Consider the following 17256-nt stretch of genomic DNA (forward strand, 5'->3'; position numbering starts at 1 on the left):
CAAAATAATACATAAACAATGGTAAAGCGTGAAACAGCCATTAAGATTCGTAAAATACATCGATACCTGGGAATTTTTCTGGGGATCCAATTTCTGCTATGGACGATAAGTGGGCTATATTTTAGTTGGACGGATATCGATGAAATCCACGGGGATCATTTTAAACAGGCAACACCGGGCCGAACGGCTTTTGTAGATTTAGTGGGCACTTCCCAATTAGATTATAAACAGCCCATTACGTCCTTGGAACTTCTTGAAATTGCCGATGAGCCATATTATTGGATCAATGAATCGACACTTATTAATGCCCGTTCGGGAGTTATTAAGGAAGAAGTTACCGAACAGGAAGCCATTAAAGTTGCCCAGCGTTATATGCGTCCTGATTTGGAATTCGACCAAATAAAGAGAATAGCAGGTGTTAACGAACACCACGAGTATAGGGGAAGACCTTTACCGGCTTATGAAATCTCCTATCGAACAGCGGAAAATCTAAAGGCCTATGTTGCCATTGAAAATGGTGCTTTTCAGACCGTTAGACATCGGAAGTGGCGATGGTTCGATTTTCTTTGGATGACCCATACGATGGATTATCAGGGCAGGGATAACTTTAATACCATTGTTTTAAGGGCTTTCTCCTTTTTGGGACTATTAACCGTATTGAGTGGTTTTATGCTATGGTTCGTAAGTTCCCCTAGGATTAGAAAGAGAATAATTTATTAATTATATAAAAATGTAATCAGAAGAAATGAAAAAAAATATTCTTTATATCGGAATAGCGTTGATCGGAGGTCTTATGGCCGGATACCTGATTTTTGGGGGTAATTACAACGACACCACTACGAGCGCAACACATGATCACAACCAAGAATCCAAATCGGGTGAAATGTGGACGTGTTCAATGCATCCCCAGATTCTGCAACCCGAACCGGGGGACTGCCCTATCTGTGGCATGGATTTGATTCCAATGGAATCCGGGGCCGATGGTTTGGCAGAAGATCAGTTCAAAATGTCCAAAAATGCATTGGCTCTGGCCGATATCAGAACCACAAAAGTAGGTTACAGTACTTCTGGCGACAACTCCTTGAAGCTTTCAGGAACTATAGAAGAAAATGAAAAGGCCGTTGCGACCCAAGCATCCTATTTTGACGGACGGATAGAAAAACTGTTCGTGAACTATGAGGGCGAGGAGGTTAGCATTGGGCAACAATTGGCAACCATATATTCCCCTGAACTCGTTTCGGCCCAACAGGAATTGATAACGGCGGCAAGTTTAAAGGAATCCCAGCCCGCTTTGTATACCGCCGTCCGTAATAAACTTAAGCTTTGGAAACTTTCCGAAAAGCAGATAGGCGAGATTGAAAAATCAGGTAAGGTTCGGGAAAATTTCCCCGTGTATGCCAATGTATCCGGAACGGTTTCTGAAATCATGGTAGAAGCTGGCGACTATATAAAACAAGGCTCGCCATTGTTCAAGATTGCCGATCTAAATACGGTTTGGGCAGTTTTCGATGCCTATGAAAATCAGGTCTCGCTTTTAAAGGAAGGCCAAAATATCGAAATTATGACCAAGGCGTATCCCGATAAAAAGTTCAATGCCAAAATTTCATTTATTAATCCCGTGTTGAATTCAGCGACTAGAACCGTTGAGGTCAGGGCTGTCTTAAATAACCCAAAAGGGGAATTAAAACCAGGAATGTTCGTATCTGGTTCATTAAGGCTCGCCTCAAGGACGAAAGACGATACGATAATAATTCCCGAAAGTGCTGTATTGTGGACAGGGGAACGCTCGGTTATCTATCTAAAGACCGACCCGGACAATCCCGTTTTTGAACTAAGGGAAATCGCTTTGGGCGACGCGATCAATGGAGGATATGTGGTATTGTCCGGTTTGCAAAATGGGGATGAAATCGTTACCAATGGCACTTTTACCGTTGATGCGGCAGCACAATTGCAGGGTAAAAAATCGATGATGAATCAAGGTGGTGAAAAAACGACTACGGGTCATGAAGTACATGAGGGGATGAAGTAGCGCTATTTTTGGTTTGTGACCGGGGAGACCTAAAATATTTCAAACAAAAGTTTTTACAAATTGAGCATCGTGGGAAAGGAATGGAGAATACCGGAGTAACTTTGTTGCTCCGAGAGCTATCCCGTCTTGCAAATGTAATGGTCCATTCCTGTCGGCATGGGATCCGGCAACGAAGTATCGGACAACCCCCCATTTGAAACGTCTATTGCAATTGCATACCAAAAAAAGGGGAGCGGTCGGTATGGAGCTCGCAAATAACCAAAGGAAATACCATTTAATCTGGCATTCCAACTATTAGGTCCCAGGGTTTGTTTGACATCGTTCGCAATTAAGACATGGACGTCGTTTAAAACATGGCATATAATATGAGTTCGGCCATCTAAAAAAACAATCCATTTATTTTATAACCCCTCTAGTCTATTGTACTTAAAACCATGTGAAAATAGATGAAATACTTGGGCAAAAGGTTGCTCTTAAAAAAATAAAAAGCGATGATTTTTAACACGGGGTTAACTAAATATGTTACTACATTTGATAAGGAATTAAGGTAAAACAATGTTTTATTTTCGACTAATACTTTTTATCGCATTTATTGGCTACAATGATTCGTCATTTCCATTGACCAAAACTTTTAGCGATACTACAACATACGCTGACAATAGTGCAGATATTATTTTTCATAATAATAATAACCCGTTCGTAAATTTAACAAACGTAGGGATTGAAGTTTTTTCACCCCAAAACTACCTTCCAAAACCGAAAGTAGATTATCTTCTAAAAGAACTTAAGAAAATAGTCTTGGCTTCGCACCAAAATATTTTTCATCTCCTATATCTCAGGTATAGCCACACAATTGACTTAAGACTTACTAGTTTTTCAATTTCCTATCCTTTTCATTCCTTTCCATAAATCTTAAAATCGTACGCGATGCGGGTAGGAAGAGTTTTGACTTTTCCATATATCATGCATCCCAATTTCAGGCAAGGGGTACGAACATCAACATGTATTGAGGAATTAACAAAATCAATTTTTAGTAATAATAAATCGTATAGAAATGGATATTTCATTGATTATAGTAGACCTAATCGTAATGGTTAGCGTGTTCTTACCCTACTTTTTATTTATATCAGAGGGGAAAAGGGAAAGAAAAAGAAAAAGCGCCAAAATTAAACAAGCAATTGGTAATAATAGTTTGAACATCACTCAGGCAGAAAACTGGGGTAATACATATATTGGATTGGATACTAATCAGAAAAAATTCTTATTCCTTAAAATTACAGCGTCAGAATGTCTAGAACAGCTAGTAGATCTAAACACTTTGAATGGATTTCAAATAATAGAAAAAAGAAAGGGGATAAAAAGAAAGGGGAAAAAAGAACTGTTGCTCGAAAGACTTGACCTAGAAGTCTTGTTAAAAAACAGCGAACCAATACTCATGAATTTTTATGATATCGATCAAATGCTTCAAGAAGATTTCGAACTTCAAAGGATTCAAAAATGGAAGGCCATACTCATTGGCCAACTATCAGCGAAACCTTTTGGAAAAAAGGCAGCCTAGCTTCTGCATAACATACTTTTAAGGGTGATCTTAGGTAGGTGACCATAATGATAGCATGGTATTAACGGCCCTATTTTTTCTGACGTGAAATATGTTTATTGTGTTAGCGCACAAAATAAAGGTCGATGAAGCCCCAAGAGCCCTTTTTGTTAGTTGTTATGCTGATGACGATATCCTCAGGCAAAAGGCCAATTGACGGCCCATTGATGATGAAAATACCCGAGACGGATGATGCAGCACGTATTGTCTCGGCAAGATTAGAGGCACCTATTATTTTGAAAAAACGTGTACTATCCGTACAACATTACTGCTTAATGTGGAGAATACCGGAGTAACTGAGTTGCTCCTTTGTTCGCGCCCTTATGTAAATAGAAAAACTTCTGCTAACGCAGTCTCTTTATTTCTGTCAAAATGAAAAAATGGCTTTTCTCATTTCTCCATAAAAAAAGCTGTACTTTTTGTACAGCTTTTCTGCTTTATGTGGAGAATACCGGAGTCGAACCGGTGACCTCTTGCCTGCCAGGCAAGCGCTCTAGCCAGCTGAGCTAATCCCCCTTTTTAGGAAGTTCAAAGGAAATACTTTTTGTTCAAGTATCAAAATACTGGTATCGTTTTCTTTTATCTAATTATCTTTACCCTAAAAAATGGTGAATTTACAAGGTAAAGTAGCTTATATAACAGGGGGATCCAAAGGTATTGGTTACGGAGTGGCCCAATCATTGCTTAAGGCAGGTATGAGGGTGGCCATAAGTGGTAGAAGTTTAAAATCTGTTGAGGCTGCGGCCCGGAAATTGGGGAATAACAAGAATGTTTTGGCCATTGAGTCCGATGTTACGAAACATAAGGATGAGGAGAACGCCATAAAGACCATTCTCGATACCTGGGGAACCTTGGATGTGGTTTTGGCCAATGCTGGGGTAGGGATTTTTGCTCCGATTGACGAGATGAGTGACGAACAATGGCATATGCTGATCGATACGAACTTAAATGGTGTTTTCCATACCTTAAAAGCGTCTTTGGATGCGTTGAAAAAATCAAAAGGGTATTACATTACCCTAGCAAGTCTTGCAGGCACCAATTTCTTTGCCACGGGAGCGGGATACAATGCCTCAAAGTACGGCGTAGTCGGTTTTACCCAAGCAGCCATGCTCGATTTACGGAAATATGATATAAAGGTCTCCACCATAATGCCAGGCTCAGTGGCCACTCATTTTAACAACAACGAGCCTTCAGAAAAAGATGCCTGGAAGATACAGCCAGAGGATATTGGGGAATTGGTATTGGATCTTTTGAAAATGCACCCAAGAACGTTACCGAGTAAAATAGAGGTAAGGCCTAGCAGACCGGACAAAAAATAGGATCAAACCTCTTTTTCGATAAAGGGAATCCCAGGATCGCAAATTTCGAGTACGAGCTTTTTCAGCTCCACCGTGAAATCCGCAAGGATATCTGGGGTAATCGATCTGTCTTTGGTGCGGGCATTCTTACTGGGCTTAGTGGCAAAATTCAGCAAACCGGCACTTAAATTCTTAAACGAGATGATTCCTGCTTCAATTGGATTGTTATTTTTTCCTTTGGTGTACATGAGCGAATAGCATAATAATTGAAAGGCCTTGCTATATTTATAGTCCTGGGTAATTATCGACCAGTCGAATAACTCCACTTCATTTGCCAGTACGTTGCCCGATTTGTAGTCGATGATTCGAAGTGTTCCGTCAATTTCATCAATTCGATCTAATTTTCCTTTCAGATGCACCGGAAAGCTTAGCTCCGGAATATCGAGTGCAATTTCCATTTTTTCCTCCAACCCTAGGATCTTTACCCGATGTCTTTCAACTTGTTCGACCTCGAGATCTATAAAATTCGTTATATACTTGATAATCACTTGGTAGGCAATGAGGTTTTTACCACGTAGCACATCGAGGGCGGCATAGGTCTCGGCAAAATGCTTTTGAACCAACCTTTCAATATTGCCCTTCATATCTATAAGAATTTGCTTGGTCAAAAAATTACCGACCAAGGGTCTATATAGGTCTTCCAAGGTATCGTGTATGATTGTGCCGAACGTATTGGCGGCGACTGTTTCCTCAACTTCTGGTAAGTCATCGATGCCCAAGAGGTTTTGCTTGTAGAAATCCAAAGGATTCCTGATATAATTACTGAGGGATGAAGGGGAGAATCCCTTTAGTGCTTTCCCTTGAATAAGCTGTATAAGCGCTTCGTCCTTTTGAACGCGAACCTCTGTTTTGGGGTCCACTTTTATTTCCGGGACGGCAATGTATTCCGTGATGGGGTTTTTTAAATTTTCATCGGTCAGTAATTGGGTAATAAGGCGGCTTTTTTCCCCTCCTTCCAAAACGTCCGGTTCAGTATTATAAACGAGGTATATATGCTTTGCACGTTGTAGAAGACGATAGAAATGATAGGTATAAACCGCATCCTTTTCCTTAAAGGTGGGAAGTCCGAAATTTCTTTTTAGGTCATAAGGGAGGAAGGAGTTGTTGGACTTGCCCGAAGGAATGATCCCTTCATTCACCGTGGCAAGTATTACGGTATCAAAGTCGAGATTCCGGCTTTCAAGCATGCCCATAATCTGTAAACCCTCTATGGGATCTCCTTTAAAGTCGAGCGTATCCAAGGAAACTAGTTCGTTAAAAAGGGCTTTCAGCGATTTTAGATCATTAATAAAGTCGTGTTCCCCGATTAATGATGCCATTTGGTTGAAAATACCATAAAATCGATTTAGTTCCTCCAAAGCAACGGAGTTGCCCGAAGCTTGGAGTTTTGATCTTAAAATGGGGATTATGGCCAAACAGCATTGAACAAACTGAATGGGCGAAGGTATTTGCTCAAAAAACAACTTTTCCAAGTAGGGATGATTATCCTTTACAAAGGATACTAATTGACTTTTCGTTAAAAATGTCAGATTATGGGTTAAAATAGTATGGGTCAGTACTTCGGACGAAGGTAAACCATCTTCATCCAAGAACATATGGGTGTAAGGATCGGATAAGAATGCCAAAAGATTTTTATAATACCAACCATGGGCTTGTTTATTCACATAAAGTTCAAGGAACTGGTTAAAGAAATTATCAAAGGAGGTCTTGTTCAAAGGAAAACCCATGGTAATATTTACCTTTTCGATTTCATCTGGCAATGAATTGAGTAATGCATTGAGCAATGATTCATCATTTAGGACCACTGCTGTTCGGGTCAAGGTTCCGTTGTGTTCAAGGGCCATCTTTTTAAGTAGTGTACCAATATATTTTGATTGGGACACACTTTTGGGCACACCGATTACCTCAATCTTCTTTTCTTGTGTAAAATATGAACTTATTCCCTTAAGCTTATTTTGATTAAAGTAGGGCCATGTTTTTTGATGGTTCCGTATAAAGAATCCCGCATCATGAATTGGGTCATTCAAAAAATAAGAATCCAAATCCCAATAGATATCGGCATTCTCCGTTTGCAATATGCTTTGGATTATGTTACTTTCAGCTGTATTAAGTGCATTGAAACCAATAAAAACATAGCGATTTTCGTTGTGGGATTTTAGAAAGGCTTCTAATTCCTCATAGGCTTTCCGATAAATAAGTCCCTGATGTCCGATACCTTTAGCCAGCAATTGTGTATTGAACGTGGTATAAAGATTTTCCAAGGAATTCCAAAATGCGATATATTCCTTCACCATTTTGGTTTTTTCCGCTGCCAAATACCAGTGGTTTATTTCTTGAATGGCCGATAAGTTGGAGAATAAGCGTCCCGTATCTATAAGATATCTATCGATTTCATTGAAATCTTGTAATAAGGTCTGCCCCCATTTGGAAAAATCAAGGAAAGTTTCCTGTCCATTTTCACAATGTTCAAGGTAGGCATAGTAAAGCTCAAAAAGTTGTTGGGTATTTGTCGCGGTCGAAAGCCCTGAGATCTTACATACGAATTCTTCGATACTATATATTTCAGGCGAGAATATGGGTTTTAGGGTAATTTTCGAAATTCCTTTTTTTAGATAGGAACCTGCCCTTTTACTGGGGAGAACAAATACGGTATTTTCAAATGAACCGTGTTCATTATAATAAGTATGCACTACGTGTTCAAGAAAACTGTCCATGGCCAAAAATAAAAAAAGCCCTGACCAAATCGTCAGGGCTTTTAAAATATTATGAGATTTTAAATCTACTTATTTCACTAAGTTGATTTCAACTCTTCTGTTTTGAGTTCTACCAGCTCTTGTGTTGTTAGTGGCGATAGGCTTAGCCTCACCGTAACCAATAGCAGTTAACCTGTCTGCTGAGATTCCTTCTTTGATCAAGAAGTCTCTAACAGAGTTAGCACGCTTTTCAGATAATGATTGGTTCAATTTTTCGCTACCAACGCTGTCTGTATGCCCTTCAACCGTAAATTTAGCAGTAGGATATTCATTCAAGATCTTAATGATATCTACAAAGACAGATACAGTTTCAGTTTTTAAAGTTGCTCTACCAGTATCGAACAAGATAGTTCTAGCATAATCATTCAATTGTTTTTGAACTTCAGCAGTTACTTCTGGGCAACCTTTGTTGGCCACAGTACCAGCAACGTCTGGACATTGGTCATCTTTGTCTAATACACCATCTCCGTCTTTATCAGCCCAAGGACATCCTTTGTTTTCTGCAGGACCTGCTTCGTTAGGACATGCGTCATCTTTATCAGCAACACCGTCACCGTCAGCATCAGGACAACCAGCAAGAGCAGCTACACCAGCTTCATTAGGACAAGCATCGTCTTTATCAGCAACACCGTCACCATCAGCATCAGGACAACCGTTCATTTCTTTAGAACCGGCAGCGTTAGGACAGCTATCTTTGCTATCTTCGATACCATCACCATCAGAATCAGGACAACCATTGAAAGCCTCTAGACCAGCAACTTCAGGACAAGCATCATCTTTGTCATAAATGCCGTCACCATCAGTGTCGGTACCACCGAATTTCACGGAAATACCAGCTAAATGCTGCATGTGCTTAACACCATAATCCTCAAAAGCATGCTTATAAGAAGACTGAACGGTAAGACCAATGTTTTCTGTAAACCAGAAATTAAGTCCCAAACCTCCATTAATGGTTCCAGCACCAATTTCATCAACCCAAGTGTAACCACCACCGATTTCAATAAACGGATCGATTACCCTATCTTTAAGAAAGTTGTACTTAATAGTACCATCAATGGCATAATGTGATAAATCATCAACTTCGGTATCTCCAAAATTGCTTATTTTATTTAAAGAACCTCTAGCACCTACAGAGAAACCATCTCCTACAGATCTAGATACGCCTACGTAAGAAATAGAAGGAAGAATGTTCCAATGGTCAGTCGCGTTAAAGAACTCATTACCGAAAGAACTTACATCACCGGTTGGATATACGTCAACGGCATTTACCCCAAAACTGATTTGCCAAGGGTTATTCTCGTCTTGCGCTTGTATGTTGTTAAAGCCTACAACAAGTAGGGCAACAACCAATAATTTGCTAAGATGTTTCATGTTCAAAATTTTAAGTTTAAGTGTTTATTAGCTGCAAATGTAAGTTGTTAAATATTATTAACAAAAATATATTCCTATTTTTTTTAACGTAATTTAAAGGAATAATGATGCATTTAAACGATTTTCAATATTTTGCCTACTTCGACGAACGCCTTAATGGCCTTATCGATATGGTCCGTTTCATGGGCAGCCGATAGCTGCACGCGAATACGGGCTTTTCCTTTAGGGACCACAGGATAGAAAAATCCGATGACATAGATGCCTCTATCTAATAACATATTGGCCATTTGTTGTGATAATTTTGCGTCATATAGCATCACGGGAACTATGGCCGAATCCCCGTCGATGAAGTCAAAACCTGCTTCTTTCATTCCTTTTTTGAAATATTCCGTATTCGATTGAAGTTTATCGCGTAATGAATTGTCATTGGCAAGCATATCGAAAACCTTTAAGGAAGCCCCAACAATCGATGGTGCTAAGGAATTTGAAAAGAGGTAAGGCCTTGACCGCTGTCTTAGTAGTTCAATGATTTCTTTTTTCCCAGTCGTATAACCGCCCATGGCACCGCCGAGGGCCTTGCCCAATGTGCCTGTGATTATATCGACACGACCCATTACCCCTTTTTCTTCCAATGTTCCTTTGCCAGTTGCCCCAATAAAGCCAGCCGCGTGGCATTCGTCGACCATTACCAAGGCATCGTACGTATCGGCTAGGTCACATATTGTATCCAAAGGTGCCAATACACCGTCCATAGAGAATACCCCATCGGTTACGATTAATTTAAATCGGGCATTGTCTTTTTGCGCCTGGATCAACTGTTGCTCAAGATCTGACATATCCCCATTGGCATATCGATATCTTTTTGCCTTGCATAAACGAACCCCATCAATAATAGAGGCATGGTTCAATGCATCCGAAATTATGGCATCCTCGGGGCCCAGCAAAGGTTCGAAAACACCCCCGTTGGCATCGAAGGCGGCAGCATATAATATGGTATCCTCAGTTTCATAGAAGGCCGCTATCTTTTGTTCCAGTTGTTTATGTATGTCTTGGGTTCCACATATAAAGCGAACCGATGACATACCAAAACCATGGGTGTCCATCGTATCCTTGGCGGCTTGAATCACTTCCGGGTGCGATGAGAGCCCTAAATAATTATTGGCGCAGAAATTGATCACCTCTTCCCCTGTCGATAGTTTTATTACTGCCGCTTGTGGGGATGTGATGATCCTTTCACTCTTAAATAGTCCGTCATTTTTAATGGACTCCAGTTCGTCAGTCAGAAACTGTTTTATTTTTCCGTACATAGTCAATAGTTTTAAACATATTCGATATTTATATCGTCATTGATATAGGTTATTATCTTATTTTCTATGGTATACCCCATATGCTCCAAAACTTGGGCATAGGTGTTTACCTGTTCTTTATAGGTATTGTTTTGCTTTCCGGTTTTATAATCTATGATGGTGGCATGATTATTTTTGATTACAATACGATCAGGTCGAAGAATCTCACCTTTTCCAGTAATGATTTCTTTTTCATTCCTTATGATATTTCCTTTAGAAAAATATCCTTTTAAGGCATCATGGCTTACTACGGTCCTAATCTTCTTTTTCAGGAGAGGAACCGATTCCATATCGATTATGCCCTTTCGTTCCAAATCCGTAAAAACAGAATCAACATTGTCCTCCGTTTCGATAAGCCCCAAGATATGATGGATCAAATTTCCTTGAGTGATAGCCTCCTCTTGAGCCGTATCCCATAGCATTCCTGCTTTAGTGATTATCTTAAACCTTGGATTTTCCTTATTGGAATACTGATAATGGACGGGTCTTTCTTTAGTAGCGTTCTTATTCTTTGGGATATGGTTCACTAACTTCCCAAAAGAATAGACAGTCTGGGTATCGCTCCAAAGGTGTTTTTCTTTTAAATAGTGTACAAAAACATCGGAATAATGCGTTTTCCTGTCAGATTTTAAAGCGCCGGTTTCTTTTAGGGATATAATATACAAGGCTCTTTCCGCCCTTGTCAATGCTACATATAGTATATTAAAGGCGTCCAATTCCAATTTATGTTGTTCTTCCTCATAAGCAAGTAACGCATTTTGATTGTAATCAACCACTTCTTTCTTCTTATTGATCAATGCCTCTGTAAAACCCATGAACTGCGATGAATCGACGGGGAGCCATAATTTTGGGTCGATCTCTTTGTATATATTTGAATTGGCATATGGAAAAATAACGATGGGGAACTCCAGTCCCTTAGACTTGTGAATGCTCATGATTTTCACGGCATTCAAATTGTCAGGAGCGGCAATGCTATGTTTGTTTTTTTTCTTTTCCCAATAAGTTAAGAAGGTGACCAAGCCTGTTCCCTCTTTCTGTTCTACTTCCAGGACGATATCCAATAGGAAAATGAGGTAAGCGTCTGAGTCCTTGACCAAATCAAACTTTTTGATGGCAAGTTCCAAACCGTCATATACGGACATATTCCTTAAGTTAGATAATCTAAATCCATATTTCTCCTCCAAGAAACTTTCCAAATAAGATAGATGGTCACTTAAGACCGAATGCACATTTTGACCTTTCCCTAAAAGGAAATACAAAATATTGTAACTCGCTTCCAAATCTTCTGGGTGTAGACTGTAATGCAAAAGATTCATTAAAAATTGAACTTTTTCATTGTTGGCGATCAAAAGGGAGTCCGGAGAAATAATCGGAATTTTGTTGACAGTCAAGTAATCTGCAAGGATAACGCTATGCTTATTGTCCCTGACCAAAATGGCGATATCATTAAATGTAAAATCTTCCCGAAGAATATTTTGGATAGTATTGAGCACTTCTTCGCAATAAAGGTCATTCAAGTCTTGATCTTCCTGTGCTTCAAGAAAGGTGATTTGTACATGCCCCCCCTTTTTCATATTGATTTTTTGTCGATTGCCCTGTTCGAATAATTCTTGGTAAAGTTGATTGTTCAAAAACGGACAGGTAACCGTAAAAAAGTCATTATTGAAATTTATGATTTCTTCATGGCTTCGATAATTCGATGGTAGATTGTAGGTTTTTGGTTGAATAACAAAAGGATTGGTATTTTCATTGACCAAGTTCAGGAATTGTTCTGCATTTCCTCCCCGCCAGCGATAAATGGCCTGTTTGGCATCACCGACCAAAAACAAGGAACCTTTGTTCCCTTGATGATCTTCCCCTTCCAAGGCATTGCTTATCAGGGGTATAAGGTTGTTCCATTGCAATTGGGAAGTGTCCTGAAATTCGTCGATTAAATAATGACGGTATTTCTCACCTAGGCGTTCATAGATAAATGGGGCAGGTTGATTTTTTATTTCATTGGAAATCAAGGTGTTGAATTCCGATATTAAAAGCTGGCCCCTTTCTTCCTGTAGGGCTTTCACTTCTTTTTGAATGGCATTCAATACCGTAAGGGGAACAATATTCGTCAAAACATTTGCGAGATATGCCCGTTGAACCAAATTTTCTTTTATATCCAGATATATAGTGCGCAAATCGGGGATTAGATTATCGTTAGGAACGGTAATACCGGCTTTTAAGACTTTATTTTCATAGAGGTCTTCAGACAATTTGTTATTGTACAATTTTGAAAGTGAAAATTCCTTATTGATAATTTTCTTGAAATGATTGGGAAGGGTTTCTCTGGAAAAGGATTTAAAGTCAACTTTATTTTCATCGATGAGATTTAAGGCTCGCTTTGCAAGCACTGTTACCTTTGTCTCAATACTGCTGGTTTTAGCCCGAAGCAGTTCCCTCAAGGCTAGGAAGTCATTTATTTTTTTTTCTTTTAGAAGAAATAGATGGTCTGTATTGTTTTCGTCAAAGAGCAATTTCCCTATTTTGTTCAGATCGAACGAAATATCCCAACTTTTGTCCTCGTCTATCTTATCCAAGGCAAACTCCATTAGTACTTCCGTCAACGCTTTATCTTGGCCTACTTTTTCCAATAAATTGTCGATTGCCTCATTCAATAATAGTTCGGTATCAAGAATAACCTCAAAATTCTGGGCTATCTTCAGGTCCTTGGCAAATGTTCTAATGAGCCTATGGTTAAACTTATCTATGGTCGAAATATCGAAGAACCCATAATTATGTAAAATCAGTTTTAAGGTTGTTTTGGCCTTTTGTCGCAAAGTTTCGGGATCAATTCCCAATTCCTCTTTCAGTTCATTAAACATAACAGAAGCTTCGTCAGCTGATTTGACCGATGAAAATTCAAAAAGACTGCTTAGGATCCGCTCTTTCATCTCGTTGACCGCCTTATTGGTAAAAGTAACGGCCAGAATTTGACTGAATGTTTGGTTCGATGAAAGGACTGTTTTTAGATATTCCTTGGTCAGGGTATGGGTTTTTCCCGAACCTGCAGATGCATTATATATTTTAAAGGGATATCCTGACACTGATTTTTATCTGCAAATTACATAATCTATAATTGTTCTTAACAATTTATTGGCTGAATTAGTCTGTTAAAAAATGTAAATTTGGACAACATTTTACCTAACATAAAAATTATAAATTATGGCTTTTGAATTACCTAAATTACCTTACGCATACGATGCATTAGAACCACATATTGATGCAAGGACCATGGAAATACACCATACTAAGCACCATAATGGTTATACGAATAATCTAAATGCCGCCATCGAGGGCACCGATTTGGCGAAGAAATCCATTGAGGATATTTTGACCAAGTTAGACATGGCCAATTCTGCGGTCCGGAACAATGGAGGTGGTTTTTACAACCATTCCCTATTTTGGGAAATCATGTCCCCGAATGGTGGGGGTCAACCCAAGGGTGAATTGGCGAATGCCATAAAAGAAGCTTTTGGTTCATTTGATGCTTTCAAGGAAAAATTCAGCAAGGCCGCTGGTACTCGATTTGGTTCGGGATGGGCTTGGCTTTGCGTTCATAAAGGCGGTAAGGTTGAGGTATGCTCTACCCCTAACCAAGACAATTCCCTAATGCCGAATACAGGCTGTGGGGGCTACCCGATTCTTGGCTTGGATGTTTGGGAACATGCCTATTACTTAAATTACCAAAACAGAAGACCGGATTACATAAATGCTTTTTTCAATGTAATCAATTGGGACAAAGTTGCGGAACGTTATCTTGCCAATAAATAATAGAGATCAATTCAAAAAAACCCCCTTAAATCGACGATTTAAGGGGGTTTTTTTGTTTCATATAATAGAAAAGGGCGGAGAAGCCTCCACCCTTTTCGTCCCAAATCTTACCATAAACTTAACCTACTTATGCTATGGCAACACTAAAATACTGGTATTGTGGTAAATAAAAAAGAAATTTTAACAAATTTTAGGTTTATATTCTATAGTTTGTGTGGTATACAACCTTCAAAAGGTAAGGTTACCCCTGTTAATTACTGAGGTTTCCATAATAAAAAAGGCAGGACAATGTCCTACCTTTTTTCCCCAAATCTTACCATGAACTTAACCTACTTATGCTATGGTCCAGCAAACATAGTGTATAACTAAAATGTGGGGAAAGGTTTTAGACAAACTCCCTGATCTCTAGTTGAAATGCGTATTACCAGGTTTATGGTTACATATGATGTAGGAAGGGTGTGTCTTTTTAGGAAAAAGAGTAAATCGAGAGGGAGATCCAGCCCAATGGCGGGGTTAATTCTACCAACTATTTTAAAATCCGCTTACGGTCGTTGCAAAATAGGGTCTCATTAAAATAAAAAGGTGGGGCATTGCCCCACCTTTTTCCCCAAATCTTACCATGAACTTAACCTACTTATGCTATGGTCCTCCAAACATAGGGTTAAACTTAAAAGTGAGGAAAGGTTTTAGATGAAAACCCATATACTTGGTTGAAGTGCGAAGATCGACAAAAAAACAGGTTTTTAGCCCATGATTTAATTCTGTTTACTTGGTTGAAATTTAAATTGGCCATGGATGAATATCGATGGGAAGGGTGTAACTATTTAAGAAAGGATTAAAAAGATTTTGAGCCCCTTACTTTTTAGATTTTCTGTCTTAGGAGGTTAAAATTTGGAGGCTTATATAAATAAAAAAGGTGGAGAAGTCTCCACCTTTTTTGCCCCAAATCTTACCATGAACTTAACCTACTTATGCTATGGCAAGTCTAAAGTAGGCGGGCATACTCCCTTAAAGGCTATAAACACGATGAACTGCGGAAATTATCGATGAAATGCACAATTTTATGTATTTCATCGATAAAACTATTAATATGCCCTTTCGTTCTTTCCTTCGTAAAAGTTGATAAATGCCCTGTTTACTACTTTATTGCCTCCTGGCGTAGGATAGTTTCCTGTAAAGTACCAGTCCCCTAGATTATGGGGGCAGGCTTCATGAAGACTTTCTATGGTTTGGTATATGATCTTGACTTCGGCCTTAATGTCTTCAGGACTTAGAAGTTCCCCGATTTTATCGGAAATCTGATTTGCTGTAAAAGGCGCATAAAAATCCTTCACATAGTTCACGATTTCATGGTCCTTTGAAGTGACTTGCTCAACGCATTTGTTGTAAATCAATTCGACCTTATCCAATGAGTTGTTATCCTCATGTAACGCAAGTGCAGCTTTGAATGCCACAAAATCCTCTAGTTTGGCCATATCTATGCCGTAACAGTCCGGATACCTGATCTGAGGTGCCGAGGAAACCACAATTATTTTTTTAGGCGACAACCGATCTAATATTCTTAGGATACTTTTTTTAAGGGTTGTACCCCTAACTATGCTATCATCGATTATGACAAGATTATCGTCCTTTTCGACAGAACCATAAGAAATATCATATACATGGGCGACAAGGTCATCCCTACTGCTGTCCTGGGTAATGAACGTTCTGAGTTTCGCATCCTTTATGGCTACCTTTTCGATTCTTGGCCGTATTTCAAGAATTTCATGCAGTTCTTTTTGGGTTATCTTTGAGCCGATTGAAAGGATTTGTTCTTCCTTCCTTGAATTTAAATAATTCTGGGCTTCTTTGACCAAACCGAAAAAGGAAGTTTCTGCCGTATTCGGTATGTACGAGAAAACCGTATTCTTAATATCATGGTCTATAGCCTTCAGGATTTGAGGGAAGAGAAGTTTACCCAATTCCTTGCGTTCCTGATAGATTTCCTTATCGCTTCCCCGAGAAAAATAAATACGTTCAAACGAACAGGCTTTTCTTTCTTTGGGTTTTAAAATTTCCTTGATGGCGGAACTGCCGTCTTTTTTAATGATGATCGCGCTGCCAGGAGTAAGTTCTTTGACTTCTTCATAAGGAACATTGAATACGGTTTGTATCGCCGGTCTTTCAGAAGCCACTACTACAACTTCATCATCCTTATAGTAGTACGTAGGTCTAATGCCCGAAGGATCTCTAAGAACAAACGCATCCCCATGGCCCAACATTCCGGCCATCGCATAACCTCCATCCCAATTTTTCGCGGCCCTCTTAAGGATCTTATTCAGTTTTAATCTTTTGGCTATCAATGGGGAAGCCTCTAATTTGTTATAACCTTCTTTTTTGATCTGTTTGTATAATTTGGCAACAGCATCATCTAAAAAATGACCTATTTTCTCCATTACGGTTACGGTGTCGGCCATTTCCTTGGGATGTTGCCCGATTTGCACAAGGTTATCGAAAAGCTCATGAACATTGGTCATATTAAAATTACCGGCAACAATAAGGTTACGGTGCATCCAATTGTTCTGTCTTAGGAAAGGGTGTACATTTTCTATACTGTTCTTTCCGAACGTCCCATAACGAACATGCCCCAAAAGTACCTCACCGATATATGGAATGTTTTTTTTCTGGGCCACAACATCATCCTTGTATTCAGGATGTTCTTGAAATGCCACATTGATTCGGTCATTGATTTGGTCGAAAATATCTTGTATCGGCTGTTGTTCTACGGAACGAACCCGGCTCATATATCTTTCCCCGGGGTTCATATCCAGCTTTATGCTCGCAAAACCGGCGCCATCCTGTCCGCGATTGTGCTGTTTCTCCATCATCAGGTACATCTTATTTACCCCGTAAAAAGCAGTTCCGTATTTTTCTTTATAGTATGATAAGGGTTTAAGTAAACGGATTACCGAAATTCCACATTCATGCTTAATTGCGTCGCTCATCGCTTCTCTAG

The 17256-nt window shown here is 39.3% G+C and carries 10 protein-coding genes, 1 tRNA gene and 1 pseudogene; 6 read left to right on the forward strand and 6 right to left on the reverse strand.

Annotation, left to right across the window (positions count from 1 at the left end):
* Positions 1-18 precede the first annotated feature (18 nt).
* The 4 genes and pseudogenes from HPE63_RS11515 (at position 19) to HPE63_RS11530 (ending at position 3922) form a co-directional block, all read left to right on the forward strand.
* Positions 19-720: a PepSY domain-containing protein gene (locus HPE63_RS11515; RefSeq protein ID WP_188314427.1), complete on the forward strand. Its 702-nt coding sequence runs from the start codon at positions 19-21 to the stop codon at positions 718-720.
* Between the two features lie 25 nt (positions 721-745).
* Positions 746-2026 (forward strand): annotated as a pseudogene (locus HPE63_RS11520) (efflux RND transporter periplasmic adaptor subunit); the annotation flags it as partial.
* Positions 2027-3083: 1057 nt separating this feature from the next.
* The gene (locus HPE63_RS11525) at positions 3084-3587 is read left to right on the forward strand and encodes a hypothetical protein (RefSeq protein WP_188314429.1); all 504 of its coding nucleotides are present in this window, start codon (positions 3084-3086) and stop codon (positions 3585-3587) included.
* A 125-nt stretch (positions 3588-3712) separates the two neighbouring features.
* Positions 3713-3922, forward strand: a complete 210-nt coding sequence (locus HPE63_RS11530; protein ID WP_188314430.1) for a hypothetical protein — start codon at positions 3713-3715, stop codon at positions 3920-3922.
* A 146-nt stretch (positions 3923-4068) separates the two neighbouring features.
* Here the strand turns inward: HPE63_RS11530 and HPE63_RS11535 are convergent.
* Positions 4069-4142: transfer RNA gene (locus tag HPE63_RS11535), tRNA-Ala, on the reverse strand.
* Between the two features lie 89 nt (positions 4143-4231).
* Between HPE63_RS11535 and HPE63_RS11540 the strand changes: the two genes are divergently transcribed.
* Positions 4232-4945, forward strand: coding sequence for an SDR family oxidoreductase (locus HPE63_RS11540; protein ID WP_188314431.1), 714 nt, complete (start codon positions 4232-4234; stop codon positions 4943-4945).
* A 2-nt stretch (positions 4946-4947) separates the two neighbouring features.
* On the opposite strand, the gene HPE63_RS11545 is transcribed toward HPE63_RS11540, so the two are convergent.
* The 4 genes from HPE63_RS11545 to HPE63_RS18615 form a co-directional block, all read right to left on the reverse strand.
* The gene (locus HPE63_RS11545) at positions 4948-7698 is read right to left on the reverse strand and encodes a PD-(D/E)XK nuclease family protein (RefSeq protein WP_188314432.1); all 2751 of its coding nucleotides are present in this window, start codon (positions 7696-7698) and stop codon (positions 4948-4950) included.
* Positions 7699-7767: 69 nt separating this feature from the next.
* Positions 7768-9108 carry an OmpA family protein gene (locus HPE63_RS11550; protein WP_188314433.1) on the reverse strand — a complete coding sequence of 447 codons (1341 nt, stop codon included), beginning with the start codon at positions 9106-9108 and terminating at the stop codon, positions 7768-7770.
* Between the two features lie 113 nt (positions 9109-9221).
* Positions 9222-10415: a glycine C-acetyltransferase gene (gene kbl / locus HPE63_RS11555; RefSeq protein WP_188314434.1), complete on the reverse strand. Its 1194-nt coding sequence runs from the start codon at positions 10413-10415 to the stop codon at positions 9222-9224.
* Between the two features lie 11 nt (positions 10416-10426).
* The gene (locus tag HPE63_RS18615) at positions 10427-13534 is read right to left on the reverse strand and encodes a UvrD-helicase domain-containing protein (protein WP_188314435.1); all 3108 of its coding nucleotides are present in this window, start codon (positions 13532-13534) and stop codon (positions 10427-10429) included.
* Positions 13535-13652: 118 nt separating this feature from the next.
* Here HPE63_RS18615 and HPE63_RS11565 point away from each other — a divergent pair, with 118 nt between their 5' ends.
* Positions 13653-14261 (forward strand): superoxide dismutase, encoded by a 609-nt coding sequence (locus tag HPE63_RS11565; protein ID WP_223198134.1) that lies wholly within the window; start codon positions 13653-13655, stop codon positions 14259-14261.
* 1085 nt (positions 14262-15346) lie between these two features.
* Here the strand turns inward: HPE63_RS11565 and HPE63_RS11570 are convergent.
* A complete protein-coding gene (locus HPE63_RS11570) occupies positions 15347-17245 on the reverse strand; it encodes an amidophosphoribosyltransferase (RefSeq protein WP_188314436.1) in 1899 nt (632 codons plus the stop codon).
* Positions 17246-17256 lie beyond the last annotated feature (11 nt).

Origin of the sequence: Maribacter arenosus (assembly GCF_014610845.1) — a bacterium.
GTDB lineage: Bacteria > Bacteroidota > Bacteroidia > Flavobacteriales > Flavobacteriaceae > Maribacter_A > Maribacter_A arenosus.